This window comes from Mycobacterium sp. smrl_JER01 (assembly GCF_048513595.2).
In the GTDB taxonomy this organism is placed as follows: Bacteria; Actinomycetota; Actinomycetes; order Mycobacteriales; family Mycobacteriaceae; genus Mycobacterium.
In genome coordinates this window covers 2,536,501-2,555,631 of the sequence record NZ_JBLXXK020000001.1, presented here as the reverse complement: position 1 = coordinate 2,555,631, position 19,131 = coordinate 2,536,501, and the positions used below count along the sequence as shown (strand labels likewise).

The window sequence follows — 19,131 nt, the reverse complement described above, 5'->3', positions numbered from 1 at the left end:
CTGCACGGTCACAGAACCGACATGACCCATGCCCGCACCGTCGGCAACGGTCAGCGGTAGCCTGGAGTGCCATATTGACGCGTGAGTATCGGACGGTGAGGGATGAGCGATCCAGCCGGCGTGGAGACTGCACACCTGCGGGTGGCAGAGCTGGTGCAGGGCCTGCATAGCAGGCCGGACACCGACTCCGACACCGTCATCGCCGAGCTGGCCGAGCTTGCGGCGGCCGAGATTCCCGGTGCGCAGTACGCCGGGATCACCCTGACCCGAAACGCCAAGCACATCGAGACCCCGGCGGCGACCCACCACTGGCCGGTGCTGCTGGACAAGATCCAGCAGCGTTACCTGGAAGGTCCGTGTTTGACCGCCGCGTGGGACGAGAAGACGGTTCACGTCCGCGATCTGGAGACCGAGGATCGGTTCCCGAACTACCAGCGCGACGCGCTGGCCGAGACACCCATCCGCTCGATCATGGCGTTCCAGCTCTTCATCGCGGGCGAGACTCTCGGAGCGCTCAACGTCTATTCCGAGACCGCGGACACCTTCGACGGTGAGGCCCGCACCCTCGGGTTGATCTTCGCGGCGCACTCGTCGGTCGCGTTCAATTCGGCACGCCGCGAGGATCAGTTCCGTAAAGCGCTGTCCAGCCGCGATGTGATCGGTCAGGCCAAGGGCATGATCATGGAGCGCTACGGCGTGGACGCGGTCCAGGCGTTCGAGCTGTTGCGCAAACTGTCCCAGGACTCCAACGTGCCGCTGATCAAGGTGGCCACCGATCTGGTCAGCGACGCGCAGGCGTCGAGCCGCTGAGACGCACCGAGAGCTGTCGCACTGCCTGACCCCTGGGTGCGGCGCCCCGGCGGGGTTGGGCGCACCGGCCGCCCGTAGCCTCCGCGCGAGGAGGCTACGGCCGGGCGGGCCGCGTCCGGCCGTCGAATCGCACCATGCGGTGGGGCGACACGTCCGCTACGGGGTCTCCCAACGGTCCCGGCGGTCACCGACCGGTACCGTCCCGGTGACCAGCGCCCGCGGAATCTCGGCGTTGACCGGGGCGGCCACCGAATCACCCTGTGTCGCAGACCAATCCGTCCCCACGCAGAGCAGGTCCGAGGGCACCGGCACCTCATTGGGCAGCGGAACCGGGAGCCCGGGGATGGACGGGATCGTCAACGACGGCGGTGACACCAGGTTCGACAGACCCGTTGCGGCGAGCGGGGTCAGCGGGCTCGGCGGAGCCGGCACACCCACATTGACCGATGCGGAAGAACCGGGCACCGGAGGTGTGGCAGGAGGCGCGATGCCCATGACCGACGACGCGGTGTTCTGCACTGTTCTGGCCAGGCCGGGCGGCGTGAGCAGATCTGACACGGTCAGCGTGCTGCCTGGAGTGCCCGGAATAGGCGTCCCGGGCGCTGCGGTGTCGATCCCCGCCGAGTTCGGCGGTGTCGGGGGCACCGGAGGCGCCGGGTAGTTGACGAACCCGCCCGACGACGTGCCCGGAGTCGGAGGAACCGGAGGTGTGCCCGCCTCGACGGGAACCGTTCCGGCACCGCCCGGAACTCCCGGCGCCGGAGGCGTCACCACACCGGCGGGAACCACATCCGCACCACCGGGCACCGGCGGAAGCGGAGGCGACACCACACCCGCCTCACCGAAAACCGGAGCACCCGGAATCGGCGGCGCCGGAGGCGTCACCACACCGGCGGGAACCACGTCCGCACCACCGGGCACCGGCGGAACCGGAGGCGACACCACACCCGCCTCACCGAAAACCGGAGCACCCGGAACCGGCGGCGCCGGAGGCGTCACCACACCGGTGGGAACCACATCCGCACCACCGGGCACCGGCGGAACCGGAGGCGACACCACACCCGCCTCACCGATGACCGGCGCGCCGCCGGCCGGAGGAACTGGGGGCGCTGCCGCACCGGCAGCGGCGTCGATCGGCGCGCCGGCTGCCCCAAGCGCACCGGCTCCACCGGAGGCGCTGTCGCCGACCAGGCCGGCGGCACCGCCCACGCTCTCGCCACCACCGACACCGCCACCCGGGCCCCCGACACCTTCGCCGGGACCACCGCCACCGGGAAGGCCGGGGGGTGCGACGACGCCCGCGTCGCCGAACACCGGTGCGGCCGGTGGACCTGACGGAGTAGCCGCGCCGGCTGCAGCATCGACCGGCGCACCCAGAGCAGTGGCAGGCGGGGCGGGCGGCGTCAGCAGACCAGCCTCATCCACCACCGGCACACCCGGACCACCCGGACCCGGCGGCGTCACCACACCAGCCTCATCCACCACCGGCACACCCGGACCACCCGGACCCGGCGGCGTCACCACACCAGCCTCATCCACCACCGGCACACCCGGACCACCCGGACCCGGCGGCGTCACCACACCAGCCTCATCCACCACCGGCACACCCGGACCACCCGGACCCGGCGGCGTCACCACACCAGCCTCATCCACCACCGGCACACCCGGACCACCCGGACCCGGCGGCGTCACCACACCAGCCTCATCCACCACCGGCACACCCGGACCACCCGGACCCGGCGGCGTCACCACACCAGCCTCATCCACCACCGGCACACCCGGGGCGCCTGGGGACGGTGGGGTCACCACGTCGACCGTGGAGCCGACCGGGGCGCCCGGAGCGCCTGGGGTCGGTGGGGTCGTGAGGGTGGTCGACCGCTCGATGGGCACCGCGGGGATATCCACGTCACCGGGCACGGCCAGGTCGACCGCCGAATTCACCGGCGCACCAGGCACTCCCGGCACGGGCGGGGTCGACACGTTCGCTGAGGCCTCGATCGGTGCGCCGGGAACCCCCGCCCCGGGTGGCGTGGCGATGTCGATGCCCGAGTTCGCCGGATTGAACGTGATCTCTGGGGTCGGCGGTGTCGTGTAGGTCGTCGAACCCTCCGACGGGATGCCCGGCACCCCGGGGGGCGGAGGGGTCACGAACTCGACCGACGAACTCGCCGGACCCCCGGGCACCGGCGGTGCCGGCGGGGAGAACGTCTCGATTGCGCCCGACGACGGTGTTCCCGGCACGGGCGGAGCCGGCGGCGAGAACGTCTCGATCGTGCTCACCGTCGGTGTACCCGGGGCGCCGGGTCCCGGCGGCGTCACGAGGTCGGTGGATCCTTCGACGGGGACCCCCGGACCACCCGGGCCGGGAGGCGTCACCACACCAGCCTCATCCACCACCGGCACACCCGGACCACCCGGACCCGGAGGCGTCACCACACCAGCCTCATCCACCACCGGCACACCCGGACCACCCGGACCCGGAGGCGTCACCACACCAGCCTCATCCACCACCGGCACACCCGGACCACCCGGACCCGGCGGCGTCACCACACCAGCGTCACCCACCACCGGCACCCCCGGCGCAGGTGGAGCGGGAGGCGGCACCACACCGGCCTCACCCTCGAACGGAGCGCCCGGCACCGGCGGACCCGGAGGCGGCACCACACCGGCCTCACCCACTACCGGAGCACCCGGTGCCGGCGGCGCCGGCAGTCCGGCGGTGCCCGCTTCTGCCGCGATCGGGGCGCCCCCTCCCGGAGGGAGCGCGCCCGCAGCACCTTCCAGTGGCGCACCGCCGCCGACCCCGGATCCCGGACCGCCGATCCCGGCTGCCGAAGGGGCTCCGGGTACGGCCGCTGCGGACGGTGCCAGCGCCCCGGCCTCACCGACGACGGGAGCGCCCGGGGCCGGTGGAGCCGGCGGCAGTGCCAACCCTGCTGGCACCGCAGCGGGCCCGCCGGGGACCGGCGGAGCCGGGGGCAGTCCCGCGCCGCCTTCGCCGACGACGGGAAGGCCCGGAACCGGCGGGGCGGGCGGCAGTGCAGCGCCGCCCTCGCCGACCACAGGAAGACCGGGCACCGGCGGAGCGGGAGGAGTTCCGCCGCCCGCCGGTACGCCGACGGGAGTGCCGGGCACCGGTGGCAGCGGCGGTGTAGCCGCACCGACCGGCGTCACCGCCGGGGCTCCCGGGACAGGCGGGACCGGTGGAGTCGCACCCGATGACGGCGAGATGACCGACCCCGGCGGCGTCGGCGGAACCGGCGGAGTCCCACCCCCGCCCCGGACCGAAGCGGGTGTCCCCGGGTTCGGCGGGACGGGCGGCGTCGCACCCGATGACGGCGTGATCACCGATCCCGGCGGTGTCGGCGGAACCGGCGGGGTACCGATCGACGTGGAGCTGCTGGCCGGCGGCACAACGACCGGCGGAGCGGGCTGGCCCGGGTTGGTGAACGATCGTGCCGTATCGGTCAGCGCCTGCGGAATGTCGCCCGGGCGCGAGACGATCTGCTGCAGAATGCCGACGCAGGGCACACCCCCCCGGGTCGGGTTCGCGTTTGCCGATGGGCCCAGCACCGGGGCGCTCAAGAACAACCCCGCGCTGCCCATCATGACAACGACGATGCCCTTTTTCGTCCGAGACATGTGCTCCCAGTCCTTCTGCGTACGTGCCGTGCGAATTACATCCGCGTAGTTACTGGGCTTACTGAACCGACAATTTGAGGAATCACCGACGCGACAGATCCGGCGTTACCCAACCGTTGTGAAGGAGAGGCGATCCCGTCACCGGCCGCCACGCCCAAGTCGGACACCGAGCGCCGCTCTACGCTGGGGAAACACTGTCGGCGCGGAGCCGACGGGCCGATGGTCGATGCAGGTCAGCGCAGCGGGGCGCGCCATTTCAGAACCGTGCCCCCATCCGGGTGGGACTGGACGGCAAACGACCCGTCCGCAGCGAGGGCGCGCCGGGCCAGACCGGTCAGACCACTCCCGGCGGCCTCGGCGGCGATCCCCCGACCGTTGTCGGTGACTTCGATCGACAGGTTGTCGTCGACGGTGACGGCCACCGTGACCGCGGTGGCAGCCGAATGGCGAACGGCGTTGCTGACTGCTTCCCGCACGACCGCCTCCGCATGGTCGGCCAGGGCGGCGTCGACGACCGACAACGGACCCTGGCAGCGGACCGACGTCCGAATCCCCGAGTTCGGGAACGCCCCCACGGCCTCTTCGAGCCGCTGCCGCAACCGGGTGATTCCCGCCGATCCGCCATGCAGATCGAAAATGGTGGTCCGGATCTCGTGGATGACTTCCTGCAGATCGTCAACGGATCCCGAAAGTCGTTGCTGCACTTCACCAGGATGAGTACGGGCGGAGACGGCCTGTAACGAGAGCCCGATCGCGAACAACCGTTGGATCACGTGGTCGTGCAAATCCCGAGCGATGCGGTCCCGGTCCGCGACGATGCCGAGTTCGCGCATTCGATGCTGCGCGCCGGCCAACTGCCACGCCAGCGCCGCCTGATCGGCGAAGGCCGCCATCATGTCCAATTCGTCTACTCGAAAGTGCTGTGCACCAACGTCTCGCACCGCGACCAGCACTCCGGGAACCGTCTCGGTGGCACGCAGCGGCAGGATGAGCGCAGGGCCCACCATCCCTCCGATCCCGATGTCACCGCCACTGATTCTGGCCGGACCCCGCTCGGCGAAGGCCTCTCCGATCGAGGTCCCCGCTACCGGAATGGATGCCGGAACCGCGCCGGTGGCGATCCCGCACGAGGCGACCACACGCAGTTCGGCCACCTCACGACGGGGCTGGGCCGGATCCGCGGCGATCGCGACCATCGTCATGGCCGCACCGCTGAGCTTGTGCGCAGAATCGGCGACCAGCCGAAAGACGCTCCCAGGGTCGGCGCCCGAGAGTAACTCGGTGCCGATGTCGCGGGTGGCGGCGATCCAGGCCTGTCGCGTACGCGAACGCTGGTAGAGCCTGGCGTTGTCGATCGCGATGCCCGCCGCGGCAGCCAGCGCCTGCACCAGAACCTCGTCATCCTCGCTGAACGGTTGGCCGCCCACCTTCTCGGTCAGGTACAGGTTGCCGTACACCTCGTCGCGGATGCGCACCGGCACACCGAGGAAGGTTCGCATCGGCGGATGACCGGGTGGAAACCCGACCGATGCGGGATGAAACGAGATATCTTCCAGGCGAATCGGTTTGGGATCGTCGATCAGCACGCCGAGCACACCGCGACCCTCCGGCAGATGCCCGATCCGAGCCCCGGTGGCCTCGTCGATGCCCTCGTAGATGAACTCGACGAGTTCGTCGTCGGCACCCCGTACCCCCAGCGCTCCGTACCCCGCGTCGACGAGTTCGATCGCGGTGTGCACGATCGTGCGTAGCGTGTCATCGAGCTCAAGCCCCGAGGTGACCACCAGCATGGCCTCCACCAGTCCGTCCAACCTGTCGCGGCCCCTGATGATCTGCTCCACCCGGTCCTGCACCTCGGTGAGCAGTTCACGCAGTCGCAGCTGCGACAGAGTGGTCCGCATCGCGCGCACGCCGCCGTCGATCTCGGGACCGTCGATGTCGCTCACATGACAATGGTGCACCACAGCCGTCGAGCGGCCATCCGGTTGAGGACCATTGACCCTGTACCCGGACGGCACCGCAGAGCACAGTGGTAGGTGAGCCGAACGGAGCGCAGATGCCGACAGCACGGGTGCAGATCGAAGCGGTCGTCGATGCCCTGCGGTTGGCCTGCCGGGCGCCATCTCTGCACAACAGCCAACCGTGGCGCTGGGTCGCCGCCGAGCACGCCGTCGATCTGTTCGCCGACCCGGCGCGCCTGATCCGCGCCACCGACAACACCGGACGCGAGGCGCTACTCAGCTGCGGAGCGGCACTCGACCACTTCCGGGTGGCGATGGCCGCCGCCGGCTGGTCGACTCACGTGCAACGGTTCCCGAATGCCGAGGACCCGCACCACATCGCCAGGATCGAATTCGCCGCCCGCGTCGATGTCTCCGGCCAACAGCGGCGGCGCGCCGATGCGATCCTGGTGCGGCGCAGCGACCGTCTTCCGTTGGGAGCGCCACCCGATTGGGACCTGCTGACCGGCATGCTCGACGAGGCGTCGCGGCGCGGCCCGGCGCGCCTGGACGCCGTTGCCGACGACCTGCGCAGCCCCTTGGCCGAGGCATCCCACCTGGCCGAGGTGATACGTATGTACGATGCCCGATATCACAGTGAACTCGATTGGTGGACAAGAGATTTCACCGCGGATGACGGGATACCCAAGGCTGCGCTGGTATCTGCGACCGAAAGTGACCGGGTGCGCGTGGGCCGGTCGTTCCCGGTGACCACCGTCGGGGAGCGCCGCGGTCAACTCGACGAAGACCGCGCCGGAATCTTCGTGCTGTCCACCGAGGACGACTCACCGGAGAGCGTGCTGCGGTGCGGCGAGGCGCTGTCGGCCGTCCTGTTGGAGGCCACCATGGCGGGGTTGTCGACCTGCACCGTCACCCACGTCACCGAGATTCCCGAGGGACGCGACGTCATCGCCGCGCTGATCAGCAGCAGCGCGCGCCCACAGGCACTCGTGCGGGTCGGCGTCGCCCCGGCACTCGATGCCGCACCTGCCCCGACACCGCGTCGCGCCATCGACGAGGTCCTGGAGATACGCCGGAGTGAGAAATGCTAGAGGCACCGCCGCCGCCGTGTGTCGTGGTCGGCATCGACGGTTCGCCGGCCGCGGTCGACGCCGCACTGTGGGCGGTCGACCGGGCGGTGGACCAGGATCTCCCGCTGCGACTGGTTTACGTCATCGACACCGACGACGACGCCGTCGTCGACCCGCACGATCAGGCCCGTCGCCTTGCGACCGCCGAGGTGGCCCTGCGCTACGCCCTGACCGCGGTGGAATCCCTGGAACGTCCGGTCAAGATCGAGATGGAGATTCTGCAGGGCAGACCGGTCCAGACGCTGCTGGAGGCGGCGCGGTCGGCGTCGATGTTGTGCGTCGGTGCACGTGGCCTCCGGCACTCGACCCGGGGCCAGATCGGGTCCACCGCGGCAGCCGTGGCGACGTCGGCGCACTGTCCGGTCACGATCGTGCGTGCGCACCGGCCACACCACCGCAAGGACCGGGCCGTCGTGATCGAGCTTGCCGACAGCGCCTCCTACGGTGTGGTGATGCAGCGCGGTCTCGACGAGGCCCGGCGCCGATCGGCACCGGTGCGCGTCCTCGCCCCAGCGAGGATGCCCGTCGACGCGGCGGCGCACTGGGCCCGTCGGCTGGCCGAATGGCAGCGCAGCTATTCCGACATCGAGATCACCCCGGTCAGCCCGCACGGCGACACGCTGGACTACCTGGCCGCATACGGCGACGTCATCCAACTGGTGGTGACCAGCCGGAGTCGGCCCGGCGGGGTCTCTGCGCTCGTCGGCGCACCCGGCAACGCCGCCCTTCGAGACACGGATTGTTCAATACTGGTGTGTGAACCGCACAACGCACTGTGAACCGCGGCGCACCGTGAACCGCGGCGCGCTGTGCACATCGCCGACCAGTTGGGGGGATTACGTCGCACCATGGTGAAGGTTTTCCTGGTAGATGACCATGAAGTGGTCCGTCGCGGACTGATCGACCTGCTCGAGAGCGATCCCGAACTCGACGTGGTGGGTGAAGCGGGTTCCGTTGCCGAGGCGATGACGCGGATCCCGGCCCTGCAGCCCGACGTCGCAGTGCTCGATGTGCGGCTGCCCGACGGCAACGGCATCGAGTTGTGTCGCGATCTGCTGTCGCGGCTGCCCGATCTACGCTGCCTGATGCTGACCTCGTTCACCTCCGACGAAGCCATGCTCGACGCCATCCTGGCCGGTGCCAGCGGCTACGTCGTCAAGGACATCAAGGGCATGGAACTGGCCCGTGCCATCAAGGAGGTCGGGTCGGGTCGTTCGCTGCTGGACAATCGTGCCGCCGCTGCGCTGATGGCGCGCCTGCGCGGCGAGGGTGGGCACACCGATCCGCTGTCCGCCCTGACCGAGCAGGAACGGATCCTGCTCGACCTGCTCGGCGAAGGCCTGACGAACAAGCAGATCGCGGCGCGGATGTTCCTGGCCGAGAAGACGGTCAAGAACTACGTCTCCAGGCTGCTCGCCAAACTGGGCATGGAGCGGCGCACCCAGGCGGCGGTATTCGTCTCCAAGCTCGACCGGCGTCGGATCGACGGCGAGTAGCCGCAACGTCACAGCAAGGGTGAACCGTCGAGGCGAGTGACGACGTCGGCAAGGTCACGGCGCGGGGTGGCCGGTAGCGGGTCGGCGTTCACCGGCGCCCAACCCACCCGCAACAGCATCTGCGGATAGCCTTCGGCCCCGAACACGTCGTGCCGTAGCGCTTCACGGGTGCCGGCGACTTCCAGCGGTTCGGTGATCGGGCAGCTCGCCAGTCCGAGCGCGGTCGCGGTCAGTAAGACGATGCTGGTCGCCTCCCCTGCCCGCAGCCGAGACAGCAGGTCGTCCTCCACGGTGCCGAGTGCCAGAACGGCCACCGTCTCATCGGCCGGCTCGATGTCGGGCGCCTGGGAGAGCACCCCACCGGCGAAGGCGCGCAACGGAATCGGACCCGTGCCATCCGGTCCGGGGACGTTGCGGGCCGGGACGCCGGCGTTGGAGGCATATCGACCGCTCCAGGTGGTCAACTCGGCGAGATAACCCTGATCGCTGCGATGCGCGAAAGCGGCGTCATTCACCAACCGCTTCAGTCCCACCAGGTCGTCGACGCGGCGCAACATCACTCCGGCGCGGGCAGCCCGCGCACCCATCAGCGCGATGTCTCCGCGCGGCACCGGCCAGGAACTGTAGTGCCGACGATCGGTTCGGCGCCGCGGGATGGCCGCCGCCAGCGTCACGTCGAGCTCGGCCGCGGGGTAGCGGTACACTTCCAGAGCCGCCAGGTGGTTGGGCTCGGCAGGATTCGGGAACCGGTGCACCTTGGACTGCCATCCGAGCGCGGCCAGCGCCACCGCGCAATGGTTCAGTGCCGCGCCGCAGCTGAGCATGAGATCGCGTGCGTCAGGGTCGGTGTGCGGCAGCAGCAGCTGCGGGTTGGCGTGCAGATGCAGACTCCGGTCGCCGACCCGCCACTGCCACGGCTGTGAGTTGTGCACCGAGGGTGCACGATTCGCCAGCGCCAGTGCGGACCGCAGGGTCTCGCTGTCCGGAAAATGCGCCGTCATCGCTTGGTCTGCCCTTCAGGAGTAGTCGATTCCCTAAGGGTGCGCTGCCCCCGACGTCCTGTTGAGGGCACAAAGACCTCTCCTGTGAGGACTCACGGGCCTCTCCTGCGAGGCCTCCGGAGACGTTGGCGCACAGCACTCAGCGCAGCCACACCGCGGTGTCCGGTGGTAGTTCACCGTCCACACCGCCCTCGGACGCCAACACCACTGTTGCGCCGGCGGGCAATGGCACGGCCGTCTGCCCGGTGTTGACCCAACACTGCGCTGCGCCGCGGGCGAAGGCCGCGACGTCGGGGGTGACCTGAACCCAGGCGACCTCTCCGGCTGCCCGCCACAGCGACGGGCGGATCTGCAGCGCGGCGCGGTACAGGTTCAGCGTCGAGTCCGGGTCACGGTCCTGAGCCTCGACGCTGTGCTCGGCCCAGTGCTCGGGCTGCGGCAGCCAGGCCACCGCGTCCGGGTGTGAGGCGAAGCCGTACGGGGCAGAGGATTCGGTCCAGGGCAACGGGATTCGGCACCCGTCACGTCCGACGTCGGTGAAACCGGACTGCGCCCAGGTCGGGTCCTGACGCGCCTCGGCGGGTAGGTCCTCGATTTCTTCGAGGGCGAGTTCCTCGCCCTGGTACACATAGGCGGTGCCCGGCAGCGCCAGCTGGATGAGTGCGGCGGCGCGGGCGCGACGGCGACCGAGTGCGTGATCGGGGTCTTCGCCACCCCAGCGTCCGCGTTCCCAGTCGGTCTCGATCAGGTGAGCCGGTTGCGATCGGGAGAACCGGGTCACCGTGCGGGTGACGTCGTGGTTGGACAGCACCCAGGTCGGCGGCGCACCGACCGACGCCGCGGAGCTGATCGCATCGTCGACGACCTCGCGCAGCACCTCCGCACGCCACGGGGTACGCAGAAAGTCGAACTGGAATGCGGTGTGCAACTCGTCGGCCCGCAGATAACGGGCGAGCCGCTCGTTACTGGACACCCAGGCCTCGGCGATGAAGATGCGCTCGGGGGTGTAGCGGTCGGCCACCGATCGCCAACCACGGTAAATGTCGTGCACACCGTCCTGGTCCCATGCCGGGTGCCGCGGCTGAGAGTTCAGCATCGTGTACTGCTCGGCATCGGCGCTCGCCGCGTCGGGCAGTCCTGATTCCTTGACCAGTCCGTGGGCCACGTCGATGCGGAAGCCGTCGACCCCCCGGTCGAACCAGAACGCCAGGATGTCCTCGAACTCGGCACGCACCTGGGCGTTGTCCCAGTTGAGGTCCGGCTGACCGGGAGCGAACAGATGCAGATACCACTGGCCTTTCAGCGGGCCATGGTCGACACGGGTCCAGGCGGGGCCACCGAAGATGCTCTGCCAATTGTTGGGCGGTAGGTCACCGTTCTCCCCCCGGCCGGGCCTGAAGTGATACCGCTGTGGTGCGCCGGGCTCGTCGGCCAGCGCGGCCTTGAACCACGCGTGCTCATCGGACGTGTGGTTGGGCACGATGTCCAGAATGACCCGGATACCCGCCTCGTGTGCTTCGGCGATCAGCGCCTGCGCTTCCTCGAGAGTGCCGTACGCCGGCTCGATGTCGCGATAGTCCGCGACGTCGTATCCTGCGTCGGCCATCGGCGAGGGATACCACGGGTTGATCCAGATGGCGTCGATCCCGAGCCCGGCCAGGTAGGGCAGCCGCCCGCGGATCCCTTCGACGTCACCGATGCCGTCGCCGTTGCCGTCGGCAAAGCTGCGGATGTAGACCTGGTAGACCACAGCGGTCTTCCACCACGACGGATCTTGGGGGGCCACGGACGGTTCCTCCTGGGCTTCGCGACGACGTAAACGTTTTCTCGCCCAGATTCCCGTGCTGCGCGGTCATTGTCAACGTCGATCCGCCTGCCGTAAATACTTACGTTCGGATACGGTGGGCGTCTGATGATTCCGAAGCAGACCGTCAACATGACCGACGTCGCCCGGCGTTCTGGGGTGTCCATCGCCTCGGTGTCCCGAGCGCTGCGCGGCGAGGCCGGCGTGTCCCCGGCGACCCGGGATCGCATCCTGGCGGTGGCGCGGGAGTTGTCTTACGTGGTGTCGCCCGAGGCGTCCCGACTGTCGGGCGGCCCGACCGGCCGCGTCGCGGTGATCGTGCCGCGAGTGGACGCGTGGTTCTATTCGACGATCCTGGCCGGCATTGCCGACGAGTTCGACGCCATCGGATTGGATCTGGTGTTGTGCACGCTGACCGGCTCCAGTGCACGCCACCGGTTCTTCGAGGCACTCCCGTTGCGCCGCAAGGTGGATGCGGTGGTCGTGGTGTCTCTGCCGCTCTCGGCGCGGGAGCGCACCCGCCTGGAGCAACTCGCGGTGCCCACGGTGTTCGTCGGGGGTCACCGCGTCGAAAACCACCCCTGGGTGGGAATAGACGACGAGCGCGCCGCGCGCCAAGCGGTCGGCCACCTGCTGCACATCGGCCACCGGGACATCGCGATGATCCAGGCCGCGGACGACACCGACATCCCGTGGGCCACCGATCAGGCCCGTATCCGTGGGTTCCACCGGCAACTGCAGGAGGCCGGTCTGACCGACCCGACCGTGGTGAACGTGAAATGGAGCATCGTGGGAGGGTCTCGCGGTATGGAGATGCTGCTGAGCCGTTCCCGGCTGCCCACGGCGGTGTTCTGCCATTCCGACGAGATCGCACTCGGAGCCCTGCGCACGCTGAGAAGGTCGGGAATTGCGGTGCCCCAGCAGATCTCGATCATCGGCGTCGACGACCACCCGTCCGCGGACATCAGCGATCTGACCACCGTCGCCCAGCCGGTGCGCCGCCAGGGCCGGCTGGCGGCGCGGGCGGTGCTCGACCGACTGAGCGGCGGCGACGCCGCCGAACCGGTGGTGTCGGTGGACATCCTGGCGACCCGGCTGGTGATCCGCGGCACCACCGCCCCGCCGCGCTGACACCGCTACCCCACCTGCGTTGTGAGGTGTGACACACTCACACACGTACCGAATGGGCTGCCCGTGGCCCTCATCGGAGACCACAACTTCATAGACGAGGACTAACTTCATAGACGAGGACGTGATGAAACGAAATCAGTTCGCCCGCGGGCGACGGCGTCGTGCGATCGCGCTGGCCAGTGCGCCTCTGATCGCAGCGACGTTGTTGTCCGGGTGTGGCAGTCAGGGAGGCCCCCCGACGCTGACGTGGTACATCCTCCCCGACAACGGGGGTTCAGTCGCACGCGCTCAGCAGTGCGCAGACGCCTCCGACGGGGCCTACCAGGTGCGTATCGAGTCCCTGCCGAGCACGGCCACCGCGCAACGCGAGCAGATGGTGCGTCGCCTCGCCGCCGGTGATTCCTCGATCGATCTGGTGAGTATGGATGTGGTGTTCACCGCCGAGTTCGCCAATGCCGGCTTCCTGCGCCCCTACACCGACGAAGAGGCCGCGAGGCTCACCGCGGGAATGCTGCCTGCGCCGATCGAAACAGGTATGTGGGAGGACACCCTCTACGGGGCGCCCTACAAGTCGAACACCCAATTGCTGTGGTACCGCAAGTCGGCGGCGGCCGCCGCCGGAGTCGACCCCGCGTCCCCGTCGTTCACCTGGGACGAAATGCTGCGCGCCGCGGTGGACCAGCAGAAGAAGATCGCCGTGCAGGCCCAGCGCTACGAGGGCTACACGGTGTGGATCAACGCGCTGGTGCTCTCCGGTGGCGGCGCGCTGCTGGAGGACGTGGAAGCGGGCCGTAACGCGATACCTTCGCTGGCGACCCCGCCGGGCGAGAAGGCCGCCGAAATCGTCGGCAACCTCGGCCGCTCCTCGGCGGCGCCGGTCGATCTGTCCAACGCCTCGGAGGAGCAGGCCCGCGCCAACTTCCAGTCCGATCAGGGCATGTTCATGGTCAACTGGCCCTACGTGCTGGCCGCCGCGCGCAGCGCGGCCGAAGAAGGCACCCTGGCCCAGGCGGTGGTCGACGACATCGGCTGGGCCCGCTACCCGCGGGTGTCGCCTGATCGTCCCAGCGCACCGCCGCTGGGTGGAGCCAACCTCGGCATCGGTGCCTACACCGAATATCCGGAGCAGGCCGTCGCGCTGGTGGAGTGCATCAACGCCGAACCCAAGGCCACCCGGTACATGCTCGACGAGAGCGAGCCCTCGCCCTACGCGGCGTCGTATGACGATCCCGCGATACGGGAAACCTACGAGAACGCCGACCTGATCCGGGAATCCATCGGCGACGGCGGCCCCCGCCCCCCGACCCCGTTCTACACCGACATCTCGGGTGCGATCCAGCAGACGTGGCACCCGCCCGCATCGGTCAACGCCGAGACCCCGGAGAGGACAGACCAATTCATGGCTGACGTGCTGGCGGGCAGGAGGCTGCTGTGACCGCCCTTGCGGATGCGCCGATCCAGAAGGACCCCGGTAAACCGTCGGTCAGCGAGCGCGCCAAGGGCGAACGCAGGCTCGGGCTCTATCTGACCCTGCCCTCGTATGTGGTGATGCTGCTGGTCACGGCGTACCCGCTGGGCTATGCGCTGGTGTTGTCGCTGTACAACTTCCGGCTCACCGATCCGGAGGGCCGCAGCTTCGTCGGTCTGAGCAACTACCTGGTGATCCTGACCGATCCGGTGTGGTGGAACGATTTCGTCACCACCCTGGCGATCACCGTCGTCACCGTGGCGATCGAACTCGTGCTGGGCTTCTGGTTCGCGTTTGTGATGTTGCGCATCGTGCGGGGACGCGGACCGCTGCGCACCGCCATCCTGATCCCGTACGGGATCGTCACCGTGGTGTCGGCGTTCATCTGGCGCTACGCATTCGCCATCGATTCCGGCTTCGTGAACCAGTGGCTGAACCTGACCGAGTTCGACTGGTTCGGCGACCGCTGGTCGGCCATCTTCGTGATCTGCCTGTCCGAGATCTGGAAGACCACCCCGTTCATCTCACTGCTGCTGCTCGCCGGCCTGGTGCAGGTGCCCGAGGACATGCAGGAGGCGGCCAAGGTCGACGGCGCCACTGCGTGGCAGCGGCTGTGGAAGATCACATTGCCGAACATGAAGGCCGCCATCATGGTGGCGCTGCTGTTCCGGACCCTGGACGCCTGGCGGATTTTCGACAACCCGTACGTGATGACCGCCGGCGCCAACAACACCGAGACCATCTCGTTCCTGGCGTACCGGCAGAATGTGACGTTGGTGAACCTGGGGATGGGGTCGGCGGTTTCGGTGCTGTTGTTCCTGTCCGTCGTGGCCATCGCCTGGATATTCATCAAGGTCTTCCGAACCGACCTCTCGCAAGTCAGGGGTGACCAGTGACCAAGAGCACCAAGTGGTGGACGATCGCCGGCATCGTCATCGTCATCTACAGCTTCGTACCGCTGTTGTGGATGATCAGTCTGGCGTTCAAACCGCCGTCGGACATCGTGTCGGGCAATCCGTCGTTCCTGCCCAGTTCGGTCACCGTCGACAACTTCGCCCAGATCTTCAGTGAGCCGCTGTTCACCCGGGCGCTGATCAACTCGATCGGCATCGCGATCATCGCCACGGTCATCTCGGTGATCATCGCGATGTTCGCCGCGTACGCCATCGCACGCCTGGAGTTCCCGGGCAAGAAGTTGTTGTTGTCGCTGGCGCTGGGCATCGCGATGTTCCCGCAGGCGGCCCTGGTGGGACCCCTGTTCGACATGTGGCGCGGTCTGGGCATCTATGACACCTGGCTCGGGCTGATCATCCCGTATCTGACCTTCGCGCTTCCGTTGTCCATTTGGACCATGTCGGCGTTCTTCCGCCAGATCCCCTGGGAGATGGAGCATGCCGCCCAAGTGGACGGGGCCACGCAGTGGCAGGCGTTCCGCAAGGTGATCGTCCCGCTGGCAGCACCGGGGGTGTTCACCACCGCGATCCTGACGTTCTTCTTCTGCTGGAACGACTTTCTGTTCGCGATCTCGCTGACGTCCACCGACAGTGCCCGCACCGTGCCGGCGGCGCTGGCGTTCTTCCAGGGCGCGTCGTATTTCGAATCCCCGGTCCCCTACATCATGGCCGCGTCGGTGATCGTCACGATCCCCGTCGTCATCTTGGTTCTCATCTTCCAGCGGCGCATCGTCGCCGGCCTTACTTCCGGAGCAGTGAAGGGATAGCCCCATGGCAGCAATCACGATGCGCAATATCGTCAAGAAGTACGGTGACGGCTATCCGGCGGTCAACGACATCAGCCTCGACATCGCCGACGGTGAGTTCGTGATCCTGGTCGGCCCGTCCGGCTGTGGCAAGTCGACCCTGTTGCGGATGATCGTCGGCCTGGAGGACATCACCTCCGGCGACATGCTGATCGGCGACACCCGGGTCAACGACAAGGCTCCCCGGGATCGCAACCTGGCTATGGTTTTCCAGAACTACGCGCTCTACCCGCACCTCACGGTGTTCGAGAACATCGCCTTCCCACTCCGGCTGGCCGGCAAGCTCTCCGACGAGGAGATCCGCAAGCGGGTCAACGACGCCGCCGCGACACTGGAGCTCGATGAGCACCTCGATCGCAAGCCGGCCAACCTGTCCGGCGGGCAGCGCCAGCGCGTGGCCATGGGTCGTGCGATCGTGCGTGAAGCCGATGCGTTCCTGTTCGACGAACCGCTGAGCAACCTCGACGCCAAGTTGCGTGGCCAGATGCGCACCGAGATCCTGCGGCTACAGCGCAAGCTGGGGGTCACCACCGTCTACGTCACCCACGATCAGACCGAGGCCATGACGCTCGGGGACCGGGTGGCCGTGCTGAAAAAGGGTGTGCTGCAACAGGTCGCCAGCCCCCGCGAGCTCTACGACCAGCCGGTGAACCTGTTCGTCGCCGGGTTCATCGGATCGCCGCCGATGAACTTCGTCCCGGCCCGGGTCAACGGTGACGAGATCGAGCTGCCGTTCGTGACGGTCCCGCTGCGCGACGAATGGCGCGGCGCGGTGACCGACGGCAAGCTCTACATCGCCGGGATCCGGCCGGGTGCGTTCGAGGACGCCGAGTTCGTCGACAGCGACAAGCGTTCGCGGGGTGTGACATTCGATGTGAACATCGATGTCACCGAATGGCTGGGCAACGAGCAGTACGCGTTCGTGCCGTTCGAGTCGTCCGCCGAGATCTCCGGTCAGCTCACCGAACTCGCCAAGGACCTGGATTTGGAGCAGTTGCGCACCCAGATCTGCGTGGAGCTGGATCCGCTGAGCCGGGTACGGTCCGGCGACAAGGCGACGTTGTGGCTGGACGCCGAGCGTCTGCACCTGTTCGATCCGCAGTCCGGAGACAACCTCACCCGGTCCGCGGGCGGGCAGTCGCATCCGCAGCGTGGCCCGGAATCGCACGGCCGGCACGCCGCGGCGACCAGCTGAGCCGCCGGTTCGCGCACGCCGATGGCGGCTCCTGAGCTGCGGCTGCGGGCACCCTGCCCGGGACTGATCGCGCTGCCCTGGGAGCGACCGCTGGCCGAGTGGACGGCGCCCGATGTCGCGCTGCGGGACCTCGCGGTGGGACCGAGCCGACACCTGGTGCGGTTCGTCGACTCCGACGGCGAGTTGTGGGCACTCAAGGAACTGCCGCCGCGCATCGCCGCGCGGGAGTACGCCGTTCTGAGCCGACTCGAGGAGATGGGACTCAACGCAGTCCGGCCGGCAGGCCTGGTCTTTCAGCCCGATTTCGACACCGCGGTCCTGCTGACCCGGTACCTGGTCGGTTCCTGGCAGTACCGACGCCTGTTCATGCGGTTGCCGCCGGACGCCCCCAAGCACCGGTCCCGGCTGTTCGACGCGATGGCCACCCTGCTGGTGGAGCTGCACCGGCACGGGGTGTTCTGGGGTGACTGCTCACTGGCCAACACCCTGTTCTCCCGCGACGGACAGGTGCTGCAGGCCTTCCTCGTCGACGCCGAAACCAGCGAGGTCCACCCGACGCTGTCCGACGGACAGCGCACCCACGACATCGACATCACCGTCGAGAACGTCGCCGCCGGGCTGCTCGACCTCGCGGCCAAACTCGAAAGGCCGGACCTGGAGCCGGGATTCCTGCAGGAGGCCATCGGCATCCGGTCACGCTATGAGCAGCTGTGGGAGCTGCTGCACGCCGAGCCCACGTTCGGTTTCGCCGATCGCTACCGGGTCGAAGGCACCATCCGCAAACTCAACGAGCTGGGGTTCGCGGTGGACGAGGTGTCGCTGCAGCCCGTCGAGGCAGGCACCGACGAGCTTCGACTGCACGTCGCGGTAGGTGACCGCCGCTACCACGCCAGCCAGTTGCGGCGGCTGACCGGTCTCGACGTGGGGGAAGGTCAGGCCCGGATTCTGCTCGGCGATCTGCACGCCTATCAGGGCGCCCTGTGCCGCGAGGCCGGCCATGACGTCGACGACCGCACCGCTGCGCAGCTGTGGGTGATGGAAGTCGCCACCCCCACCATGCATCGGGCGCACGCGGCACTCGGCGGTACCGGTACCCCGATCCAGGCCTACTGCGATCTGTTGGAGGTGCGTTGGCTGCTCTCCGAGAACGCCGGGTACGACGTCGGCACGGAGCGGGCGCTGCAGGCGCTGTCACACAAGGTGGTGCCGTCGGAGTCGGCGGCGCAACTGTCGGTGGTGGAGGATCCCACCGAACCGTTCTCCGTTCTCGACGACGAGTAGTTCCCGACGACAACGAGTAGTTCCCGACGACGACGAGTAGAGGTCAGGACAGGCGACCCAGCGCCTCGTCGACCGACGAGCACAGCGACAGTTCGGAGTCCAGGCCCAGCAGCGTGAGGGGCCTTCGGGTGGGCGCAGTGGCGGCGACCACGGCGAATCCGATGTCGGTTCCGGCCCGCTCCCTGGCCTGCACCAGCACCGTCATGCCGGCCGAGGCCAGAAACGTCACCGCGTTCAGGTCGACGACCACTGCCGGCGGTGCGCCGTCGAAGACCGCGTCGAGCGCCGAACCGACCTCGGGCGCGGTCGCGGCGTCCACCACGTCGGAAACCGACACCACCACCGCGCCGCGGACGGTCTCGGTGGTTACGGTGACCTCGCTGCGGCCGGGTGGGAAGGCGGGGTTGCTGATCTCGTCGGTCATACTGCGCTTTCGATGCTGAACTCACCGGG

Annotated in this window: 16 protein-coding genes; 11 read left to right on the top strand and 5 right to left on the bottom strand. The window is 68.6% G+C overall.

Annotated features, from left to right (window positions below):
- The first annotated feature begins 102 nt into the window (after positions 1–102).
- Entirely contained in the window at positions 103–810 is a 708-nt protein-coding gene (locus ACNUDN_RS12155) for a GAF and ANTAR domain-containing protein (RefSeq protein ID WP_419122177.1), read from the top strand.
- A 156-nt stretch (positions 811–966) separates the two neighbouring features.
- On the opposite strand, the gene ACNUDN_RS12150 is transcribed toward ACNUDN_RS12155, so the two are convergent.
- Positions 967–3,888, bottom strand: a complete 2,922-nt coding sequence (locus ACNUDN_RS12150; RefSeq protein WP_431959928.1) for a hypothetical protein — start codon at positions 3,886–3,888, stop codon at positions 967–969.
- Positions 3,889–3,934: 46 nt separating this feature from the next.
- On the opposite strand from ACNUDN_RS12150, the gene ACNUDN_RS12145 reads away from it, so the two are divergent.
- Positions 3,935–4,501, top strand: a complete 567-nt coding sequence (locus tag ACNUDN_RS12145; RefSeq protein WP_419122175.1) for a hypothetical protein — start codon at positions 3,935–3,937, stop codon at positions 4,499–4,501.
- Positions 4,502–4,685: 184 nt separating this feature from the next.
- Here ACNUDN_RS12145 and ACNUDN_RS12140 read toward each other — a convergent pair whose 3' ends face one another.
- The gene (locus ACNUDN_RS12140; RefSeq protein WP_419125125.1) at positions 4,686–6,353 is read right to left on the bottom strand and encodes a GAF domain-containing sensor histidine kinase; all 1,668 of its coding nucleotides are present in this window, start codon (positions 6,351–6,353) and stop codon (positions 4,686–4,688) included.
- A 155-nt stretch (positions 6,354–6,508) separates the two neighbouring features.
- Here ACNUDN_RS12140 and ACNUDN_RS12135 point away from each other — a divergent pair, with 155 nt between their 5' ends.
- The 3 genes from ACNUDN_RS12135 (at position 6,509) to dosR (ending at position 9,039) form a co-directional block, all read left to right on the top strand.
- Entirely contained in the window at positions 6,509–7,504 is a 996-nt protein-coding gene (locus ACNUDN_RS12135) for an Acg family FMN-binding oxidoreductase (protein WP_419122174.1), read from the top strand.
- Positions 7,498–8,322: a universal stress protein gene (locus ACNUDN_RS12130; protein ID WP_419122173.1), complete on the top strand. Its 825-nt coding sequence runs from the start codon at positions 7,498–7,500 to the stop codon at positions 8,320–8,322. Before ACNUDN_RS12135 ends, ACNUDN_RS12130 begins: the two co-directional genes overlap by 7 nt.
- 69 nt (positions 8,323–8,391) lie before the next feature.
- The gene (gene dosR / locus ACNUDN_RS12125; protein WP_419122172.1) at positions 8,392–9,039 is read left to right on the top strand and encodes a hypoxia response regulator transcription factor DosR/DevR; all 648 of its coding nucleotides are present in this window, start codon (positions 8,392–8,394) and stop codon (positions 9,037–9,039) included.
- A gap of 8 nt (positions 9,040–9,047) precedes the next feature.
- On the opposite strand, the gene ACNUDN_RS12120 is transcribed toward dosR, so the two are convergent.
- Together ACNUDN_RS12120 and ACNUDN_RS12115 are read right to left on the bottom strand one after the other, a co-directional pair.
- Entirely contained in the window at positions 9,048–10,040 is a 993-nt protein-coding gene (locus tag ACNUDN_RS12120) for an Acg family FMN-binding oxidoreductase (RefSeq protein WP_419122171.1), read from the bottom strand.
- 139 nt (positions 10,041–10,179) lie between these two features.
- Positions 10,180–11,826 (bottom strand): glycoside hydrolase family 13 protein, encoded by a 1,647-nt coding sequence (locus ACNUDN_RS12115; protein WP_419122170.1) that lies wholly within the window; start codon positions 11,824–11,826, stop codon positions 10,180–10,182.
- A gap of 126 nt (positions 11,827–11,952) precedes the next feature.
- On the opposite strand from ACNUDN_RS12115, the gene ACNUDN_RS12110 reads away from it, so the two are divergent.
- The 6 genes from ACNUDN_RS12110 to ACNUDN_RS12085 all read left to right on the top strand — a co-directional run bounded on the left by ACNUDN_RS12110 (position 11,953) and on the right by ACNUDN_RS12085 (position 18,678).
- Positions 11,953–12,975 carry a LacI family DNA-binding transcriptional regulator gene (locus ACNUDN_RS12110; protein ID WP_419122169.1) on the top strand — a complete coding sequence of 341 codons (1,023 nt, stop codon included), beginning with the start codon at positions 11,953–11,955 and terminating at the stop codon, positions 12,973–12,975.
- 124 nt (positions 12,976–13,099) lie between these two features.
- The gene (locus tag ACNUDN_RS12105) at positions 13,100–14,410 is read left to right on the top strand and encodes an extracellular solute-binding protein (protein ID WP_419122168.1); all 1,311 of its coding nucleotides are present in this window, start codon (positions 13,100–13,102) and stop codon (positions 14,408–14,410) included.
- A complete protein-coding gene (locus tag ACNUDN_RS12100; RefSeq protein WP_419122167.1) occupies positions 14,407–15,339 on the top strand; it encodes a carbohydrate ABC transporter permease in 933 nt (310 codons plus the stop codon). The genes ACNUDN_RS12105 and ACNUDN_RS12100 overlap by 4 nt, the downstream gene beginning before the upstream one ends.
- Positions 15,336–16,163: a carbohydrate ABC transporter permease gene (locus tag ACNUDN_RS12095; RefSeq protein WP_419122166.1), complete on the top strand. Its 828-nt coding sequence runs from the start codon at positions 15,336–15,338 to the stop codon at positions 16,161–16,163. Before ACNUDN_RS12100 ends, ACNUDN_RS12095 begins: the two co-directional genes overlap by 4 nt.
- Positions 16,164–16,167: 4 nt before the next feature.
- Complete coding sequence (locus tag ACNUDN_RS12090; protein WP_419122165.1) at positions 16,168–17,397, top strand: ABC transporter ATP-binding protein; 1,230 nt, start codon at positions 16,168–16,170, stop codon at positions 17,395–17,397.
- A gap of 21 nt (positions 17,398–17,418) precedes the next feature.
- Positions 17,419–18,678, top strand: a complete 1,260-nt coding sequence (locus tag ACNUDN_RS12085) for a DUF4032 domain-containing protein (protein WP_419122164.1) — start codon at positions 17,419–17,421, stop codon at positions 18,676–18,678.
- Positions 18,679–18,721: 43 nt separating this feature from the next.
- On the opposite strand, the gene ACNUDN_RS12080 is transcribed toward ACNUDN_RS12085, so the two are convergent.
- A complete protein-coding gene (locus ACNUDN_RS12080; protein WP_419122163.1) occupies positions 18,722–19,102 on the bottom strand; it encodes an STAS domain-containing protein in 381 nt (126 codons plus the stop codon).
- Positions 19,103–19,131: the final 29 nt, after the last annotated feature.